General features: G+C 35.9%; 9 protein-coding genes. 8 read left to right on the top strand and 1 reads right to left on the bottom strand.

Annotated features, from left to right (window positions below; genetic code table 11):
- Positions 1 to 475: 475 nt before the first annotated feature.
- Complete coding sequence (locus PLA23_RS08525) at positions 476 to 718, top strand: hypothetical protein (RefSeq protein ID WP_324474863.1); 243 nt, start codon at positions 476 to 478, stop codon at positions 716 to 718.
- 239 nt (positions 719 to 957) lie between these two features.
- Positions 958 to 3294, top strand: a complete 2337-nt coding sequence (locus PLA23_RS08520) for a DNA polymerase domain-containing protein (protein ID WP_324474861.1) — start codon at positions 958 to 960, stop codon at positions 3292 to 3294.
- 19 nt (positions 3295 to 3313) lie between these two features.
- Here PLA23_RS08520 and PLA23_RS08515 read toward each other — a convergent pair whose 3' ends face one another.
- Complete coding sequence (locus PLA23_RS08515) at positions 3314 to 3574, bottom strand: hypothetical protein (RefSeq protein ID WP_324330855.1); 261 nt, start codon at positions 3572 to 3574, stop codon at positions 3314 to 3316.
- A 78-nt stretch (positions 3575 to 3652) separates the two neighbouring features.
- Between PLA23_RS08515 and PLA23_RS08510 the strand changes: the two genes are divergently transcribed.
- The 6 genes from PLA23_RS08510 to PLA23_RS08485 all read left to right on the top strand — a co-directional run.
- Complete coding sequence (locus PLA23_RS08510; RefSeq protein WP_324330857.1) at positions 3653 to 3925, top strand: hypothetical protein; 273 nt, start codon at positions 3653 to 3655, stop codon at positions 3923 to 3925.
- Between the two features lie 122 nt (positions 3926 to 4047).
- The gene (locus PLA23_RS08505; protein WP_324330859.1) at positions 4048 to 5346 is read left to right on the top strand and encodes a PAS domain S-box protein; all 1299 of its coding nucleotides are present in this window, start codon (positions 4048 to 4050) and stop codon (positions 5344 to 5346) included.
- Complete coding sequence (locus tag PLA23_RS08500; protein ID WP_324330861.1) at positions 5343 to 5744, top strand: hypothetical protein; 402 nt, start codon at positions 5343 to 5345, stop codon at positions 5742 to 5744. Before PLA23_RS08505 ends, PLA23_RS08500 begins: the two co-directional genes overlap by 4 nt.
- 57 nt (positions 5745 to 5801) lie before the next feature.
- Positions 5802 to 6770 carry a histone deacetylase family protein gene (locus PLA23_RS08495; protein WP_324330863.1) on the top strand — a complete coding sequence of 323 codons (969 nt, stop codon included), beginning with the start codon at positions 5802 to 5804 and terminating at the stop codon, positions 6768 to 6770.
- 211 nt (positions 6771 to 6981) lie between these two features.
- Positions 6982 to 7209 (top strand): hypothetical protein, encoded by a 228-nt coding sequence (locus PLA23_RS08490; RefSeq protein WP_324474860.1) that lies wholly within the window; start codon positions 6982 to 6984, stop codon positions 7207 to 7209.
- Positions 7196 to 7381: hypothetical protein (locus PLA23_RS08485; RefSeq protein WP_324474859.1), on the top strand; the 186-nt coding region annotated here is incomplete at its 3' end. The genes PLA23_RS08490 and PLA23_RS08485, both read left to right, overlap by 14 nt.

Below are 7381 nucleotides of genomic sequence, written 5' to 3'. Positions count from 1 at the left end.
AGTCAATGTCTGTTTTACATCATTTCTAATGTATCTGCTATGTACAGTAGAAGTTGATGCCCCTTCGGTATCATCATGCCTGATTGCACCCCCGGCTGGTGTATTAATCCATCCAACCCCTGCTTCATGGGAAATTGTGCAAGGAAACCAACTTCTTTAGATGTTGGAGGAATTGCACGCCTCTTTAAAATATTGGGTTTGATAAGTATTAACTCCTCTTAACAAACATATAAATACTATGAAATATTAATATATGAATGAAGAAGATCAGTTTGAAGTAGTTTGCAACAGATGTAACCATGTTTTTTATGCATACTATACGGTTGAATTACTATTTTATATATATGATGAAAATTAATATATAGTATTTGTTGTATAGTGGGAAATGATATTTATGGACATTACTTTGATTGTGCTAATGGGATTTTTGCTGGTGATACTTGGATATATCATTTTGTTTATTGTGTACAGAAGTATGGATACGTCAGGCATTGTGCTGGATGATCCGACTGATTATACTGGGGAACGGGATGAGATACTGGACAAACCACACTGTCCTGACTGCGGCAGTTATGACCTGAAGTTAATAGATAACTGTGACGGTGTTCCGTGGCTGAAGGGAAAAATCAGTGAGATCGATTATTATCAGTGTCAGCGGTGTTACAGGCAGTTCAATGACGAAGACTGGCAGATGGCACGATCATACAGAAATGATTAAATAACAGATAAATCAATTATTGTATCCTATGTATCAGCCGGACAATGCATGGTCAGCAGGGAAATATAATGAAATTGAGGAACCGTATGAAGTAAGATATATAGTATATCTTTTCTATGCTATTATACTTACTGTATTTATTGTATTTCTTTTTATTGCTTTGTGATCTGTTATCCTTTTATATTTTGCACTCCTATATTGTTCTGTGATGTGTATTGGATGATAATATATTCGTGGTGATGGAGTCCAGTTATACTGTAAGTGGAAATGTGCCATCGGTTATCTTATATTCACGTGATTACCATGATGCGACCAAATCATATATCCATAAATTTGATAATTTTGAACCGTATTTCTGGGCACCGGCTACAGAAGCACATAAAGTAGTGAATCACCCACAGGTTAAACGAATCGAAAATGATATATATATTGATGCATTGGGCAGGGAAATTAAACGGGTTATTACGTATATTCCTTCGGATGTTCCGAAAGTAAGGGATGCAACCGATAATCTGGGAAACAGGCTGTTTTCATGGACTGACATGGCAGATTTTCTCTTTGACAAACGGTTCCTGATTGACAAACATATAAAGTATGCATATAAAATTGAAAACGGGGAGCCCATACCTGTTGATGTGCCAAATCCCGTTTCTCCCCGGATTGTCTACTGTGATATCGAGGTTTTATCACCACAGGGAGTCTTTCCTGATGCAAAAAATGCAGCATTTCCGATTATTACCATTCAGGTGATGGATAGTATAATCAGAAAAATCGTCGTGTTTACCAGTGATGTGGTGCTCCAGACCAGCGATCCCTGTCATATTGTCTGCAAGAACGAGCGGGATTTAATCAGATCATTCTGCAGTTACATAAAAATAATCGATCCCGATATTGTCACTGGCTGGAATTTTGAACAGTTTGATATCCCGTATTTAATTAACAGAGCCAGAAATTTGTCAGTTTCACTTTCGGGGTTTTCACGTTCCGGGCAATGTCGTACCGAGTATGATCCATCAACCGGTGAATTTAATAATAAAATTGGTGGTCGTGTTTGTCTTGATATGATGGCAGCATTCAAAAAATACAGTATCGGGATGGGCCAGCGTGAATCTTTCAGCCTCAAGTCTATAATCAACGATAAAGAACTCCTTGACAAGACTGATAAAGATGGAAATATAATTGAATCGTTCGCCTTCGAATATAATGACCTTGGACCGATACTCCAGAAAGTGATAGAAGAACAACGATATGACGATCTCATCGAATATTGTAAGAACGATGTTATAGCATTGTATAATATCGATACATCCCTTGGTCTATACATGTATTTTGAGTCTATCCGGTTTATCGCCGGAAACAAAATCTCCGACAGTTTATTCAATTCAAAAATAATTGAAATGCTCCTGCTTCATGAAGGTATCAGACCGATGCCCACCAAAATATATAAGGAGCAATCCAATGACAAGTTTACCGGAGCCCTTGTAATCACGCCAAGTGCCGGAATTCATGAGTATGTTCAGACAGTTGATGTCTCGTCTATGTATCCGAATATCATGGTTGGATTTAACGTTAATCCGGATATTGACGGGATCGTTGTTCAGGCAATGAAGAAGATTATGGCACTTCGTGAACATTACAGATCATTAAAGAAACAGGGTATAAAAGGTGCTGATATACTGGATAGCGGAACCAAGGCAATTGCAAATTCATTTTATGGTGTATTGGGCTCCCCTGCTTTCAGATTATACAACAGAGACAACGCATTGTTTGTTACATCCACCGGTCAGGAAATAAACAGGTATATACAATCTGAGTGTTTAAAATTACAGAAATCAATAATATATGGAGATACGGACTCTGTTTTCATATCCAAGGTTTTTACAAGCTCTGAAGCAATTGAGATAGAAAATTATCTTAATAAAAAACTTGCTGATTGGTGTGATGAAAAAGGATGTGCTGTTCATATTACATTGAAAGCGGAAAAATTATTCCGTCGTATCTTATTTAAGGCATCCAGCAAAGATCGGAACAAATCCTCAAAGAAAAAATACGCTGGATATTTAATCTGGCATGAAGGACATGATACCAGTGAACTGTCATTTATGGGTCTCGAACTGAAACGTTCCGACAACTCCGTTATTACCAAAAACTGTCTGAAGTATTTTCTTGAAGCTGTGTTAATCGATGGAGATCTGGAGAAGGCTGCTGAATTTGTACGAAACCAGTATAGATTGGTTAAATCCGGTTCAGTAAATATCTATGATATCTCTATACCAAAAGAAATCCGTAAAATAAAATACGATACAAAGAACTCATGGATTGAAGGTATTGATGTTGCAAAACGGGTTTATAAGCATTTTATTGCGGAAGGTACGAAACCAAGATTATTGTATCTGAAACATGGTGTTATATGCATCGATGATACGTTTCCGGTTGAAAAAATTGCTGATTTGATAGATTATGAGAAAATGGCCGATAAAGTGATCAAATCAAAACTTGAATCATATCTTTGGGCTATCGGGAAAGACTGGAATTCAGTGGTTCGTGGTCAGAAATCCGTAACCGATTTCTTTTGAAATTAAAAAAAAAAAAAGATTATGCAGGTAAATTGATGATCTCCCGTTGTGGGTTGTTTACAATAACCGGTGCATTAATCTCATGCAATCGCTGGATAAACAACTCATAGATTGCATCAGGTTCTGTATTTTCAAGCAGACCATTCTCAAAATCATCCCATAATTTCTGGTATACTGAATCGATAATGTCAAGGGAATCCGGATTTGAGTCATCCACAATAATATCAGGATATACATTAACACATTGTTTGTCCTGACTCGATACGACAGTAAATATCATGTGTATTTCATATTAACTATCAACTTATAAATCTTTCTTGGAAACATTTATATTTGTTTATAAATAAGTTATAATGATATGCCGGAAGATTCATTTGAATGGGTTCATGTATCAGAGAGAGAATCGAATATTCAGTTGTATGTGATTGCCAGATATCTTTATATGTGGATCTGGGGAGTTGTTGGTTTTAACATCAGTGTTGCCAGTATCATCATTATACTTGCAGTTCTTGGAAATTATATCGCTTCTGTTATCTTAATGATAATGTTATTATTTGGTATCATCAATTTAATCATACTTGATAAATTTGCTCATATTTTATTTCAAGGAGATTTAAAAGCCTTTGTATGATTTGAATATCATACAACATGCAGAACATTTCTACCTGTTTTATATCATTTTTATATCAGATTTATATCAATACATAATGTTTTTGAAATATTTTATATAATGAAAGTCATAATCAGGTATGGATGAATATTCAGTATTTACGGAAATTGACTGATGAAATTTTCAAAGCAGATGAAAAACAACGGAGGTATGAAGCAAATTTTCGTAAATTTTATGATACAATATCAGATCTGATTTTCATTCTTGATATGGATTTCCGGATTATTCATGTAAATAAGTCTGTTTTAAATACGTTAAAAACAACACTTGATGATATCCAGAACGTTTCATTTCTAAAGCTGATTAAACAGGAGTATCGAAATGAGGTAACCGGTTATCTGGAAAATCATGATGCATCCAGTGTATTTACCGCAACAATCTCCCTGCCGGATGAGGATGAAATTTATGTTCAGGGTACCGTGGATGTTTCTGATTGGTCAGGCTCACCTGCTCTGTTTGTGGTAATTCATAATATTACAGAGCATATTAAATATGAAAATGCATTGGAACTGAAAACGGCTGAACTGGAAGCATATAATCAGGAACTCCGTGTTACCGAGGATGAGTTAAAAAACAAGATTGATGAGATCGAGTATAACTTCAGTCTTTTCAGGGAGATGTGTAACAATGTACCGGAGATGATCTGGGCAAAAAATGTCAATAAAGAATATATTTTTGCAAATACCGGATTATGTAGGACATTGTTAAAATGCGAGCCTGATGAAGTCTATGGAAAAACTGATCTGTATTTTGCAGAACGGGAACGGGCAAAGCATCCCGATGATCCGAATTGGCACACCTTTGGGGAACTTTGTCAGAATTCTGATGATGTTGTTTTCAAAACATTAAAGACTGAGTATTTTGAAGAATCCGGAAATGTTGAAGGGAAGAATCTGATACTCGCTGTTTATAAATCTCCGTTTTATTATAACAACGAACTTATTGGAATCGTGGGAACTGCCCGTGATATCACTGAAGTCCGTGAAATAGAGACCCAACTCGATATAAAAAGAAACTTCCTTGATTCGATCCTGAAAGTTCTTCCCGTTCCGATTTATTATCGTGATTTATCCGGGGTATACCTTGATTGTAACGAAGCCTTTGTTAATTATTACGGTGCGTCCAAATCGTATATTATAGGTAAAACCAATCTTCAGTTATTCCCGGAATACGTGGAATTTTTACAGAAGAAGGATGTAGAATTGTTGGAAACCGGGGATGTTCAGTATTTTGAATGTATGATGTATGACAGGGATATGCAGTTAATGCCGGTTCTCATTGTCAGGACATTGCACAAACTCTCAACAGGTGAAATTCGTGGGGTCATTGGTGCTGTATTATGCATAAATCATTATAAATATCTGACAGGGGTTTCAAAATGACTACTGCATATGATTCTATCAGAGATCTCCTCGATGCATACCTGACACATATTGAGACACTGGAAAATCAACTGGCTATTTATGAAAAACGGTTAAGTAATGATATACAGAGAATTGATGCGGATATCAGACAGAATAACGTGTTTAATAAGAATGAACTGAATGAATTGCGAAATGAGATCAGTTCTATTAGGAAAGAAATGAACTCATTGCATGTCAGCTTAAACAATTTAATTAACGATATTGAACGAAAATCAACAGACGAAGATCATAAACATGCACTTCAGATACGGGAACTTGAACTGAAAATGATGGGTATTGGTTCTGGTGCAGGAACAGCATCTGCAGTTATTATTCAGGCAATCATTGAATTCATAAAATATACCATGTCTAAATAATGTAATAGTGATTACCCAATAGAATATTATAAATACTTTGAATTCCAATATGTATGTATGACACCGGTCATATACACACCAAGGTTTTTGAACCATATAAGCAGTCCTGAAACGGCAGAGCGTGCAGAACAATCGTATGAATATCTGAAATCACATAGTGTTTCAGAATTTGTTGAGCCAAAACAGTTTGATGAAAAGTATATAAAAGCGGTACATTCATCCAGTTATATCAGACAGTTAAAGATGGATGCTGAATATAAAACGGATCTGTATCAGAATGCATGTATATCTGCATTTGGCTGTTTAACGGCAGGTGAATTGGTATCACAGGAACAGACAAAGACCGCCATGGTATTAAACAGACCACCTGGTCACCATACATATAAGGATTATGGTGGTGGATTCTGTTATTTAAATAATGTTGCAATTCTTGCAAGATATTTACAGAAACATGGCATGGAAAAGATCATGATTCTGGACTGGGATGCACATCACGGGAATGGAACAGAATCCATATTTTATGATGATCCAAGTGTCCTGTTTTGTTCGATTCATCAGTCACCGCTATATCCGGGAACGGGAAAACTGATGGACACCGGGGTTGACGAAGGTCTTGGTTACACCATAAATTTACCAGTTGTCCCTGAAACCGGTCATGACACATACATTAAATTGTTCAAGGAAATTATCGTTCCTGTGGGTAAGGAATTCAATCCGGATATTGTGTTGATTTCATCAGGGCTCGACAGCCATTATAATGATCCGTTAACTGATTTAACGTTGTCAGACAGGAGTTATTACGACATGACAAGATGTGTAAAACGATTGATATCAGATAAGATTATTACGGTTCTGGAAGGCGGGTATAACATCGAAAATGTGAAACGATCAAACCACGAAATTTACCTTGCATTGTCAGGAAAACCCAGTGAATCAGAAGCAATCCAGTACATCCCGGAGACCGATACTATGAAATATATGGTAAAGCAGTATAAAGAATCCATTGCCGGATTCTGGAATATATAAATAATTGTAGGATATCTAATGAAACTTTCCAATAATATTAAATAATATTAATTTTTTTATATTATTTAATGACAGAGAGTTGTTGTATAGACTGCCTGCATTGCAAACCATACAAAGACACATTCTGGTGCAGCATCTCACAAATAGTGGTAGAACAGGACTTTTATTGTGATTATTTCGAACCCATTGATTTATAAAAGGTTCATATTTCATGGATCTTCAGACAATGTATGAACTGGCCATACAGTTCGATAGTTATAAAAAGAAGTGCATCGAAGATTTATACACAGTTTTATCAATGGATGTTCCAGTAACTGATAAACTGTATGTGTTACAGGAAATCTACATTATGTATGATGATATCATGAACGAGATTGAGATCCAGATGGATTTATTAAAACAGATATCTGGTGAGACTGATAAGAATGCAGACGATTAAATGTAAAAGTATACAGGATGCCTATATTAAGGGTATCGATTATGTTATACGGACAGGGAAACTCCGTAAGATTCATGGAACTGATGTATTACAGGCGGATGAAGTTTGTCTCGACATCAATATAGATAATGATGATGATATAAAATTTCTTGTTGATATTCTTGGATTGATT

Origin of the sequence: Methanospirillum sp., from assembly GCF_035406105.1 — an archaeon.
In the GTDB taxonomy this organism is placed as follows: domain Archaea; phylum Halobacteriota; class Methanomicrobia; order Methanomicrobiales; family Methanospirillaceae; genus Methanospirillum.
Note: the sequence above shows the minus strand (reverse complement) of the source record. Positions and strands in the feature narration are given on the sequence as shown.

Coding starts and splice junctions, on each gene's coding strand:
- PLA23_RS08520 (WP_324474861.1), top strand. CDS start 958: ATGGAGTCCAGTTATACTGTAAGTGGAAATGTGCCATCGGTTATCTTA.
- PLA23_RS08505 (WP_324330859.1), top strand. CDS start 4,048: ATGAATATTCAGTATTTACGGAAATTGACTGATGAAATTTTCAAAGCA.
- PLA23_RS08515 (WP_324330855.1), bottom strand. CDS start 3,574: ATGATATTTACTGTCGTATCGAGTCAGGACAAACAATGTGTTAATGTA.
- PLA23_RS08495 (WP_324330863.1), top strand. CDS start 5,802: ATGACACCGGTCATATACACACCAAGGTTTTTGAACCATATAAGCAGT.
- PLA23_RS08490 (WP_324474860.1), top strand. CDS start 6,982: ATGGATCTTCAGACAATGTATGAACTGGCCATACAGTTCGATAGTTAT.
- PLA23_RS08525 (WP_324474863.1), top strand. CDS start 476: ATGGATACGTCAGGCATTGTGCTGGATGATCCGACTGATTATACTGGG.
- PLA23_RS08500 (WP_324330861.1), top strand. CDS start 5,343: ATGACTACTGCATATGATTCTATCAGAGATCTCCTCGATGCATACCTG.
- PLA23_RS08510 (WP_324330857.1), top strand. CDS start 3,653: ATGCCGGAAGATTCATTTGAATGGGTTCATGTATCAGAGAGAGAATCG.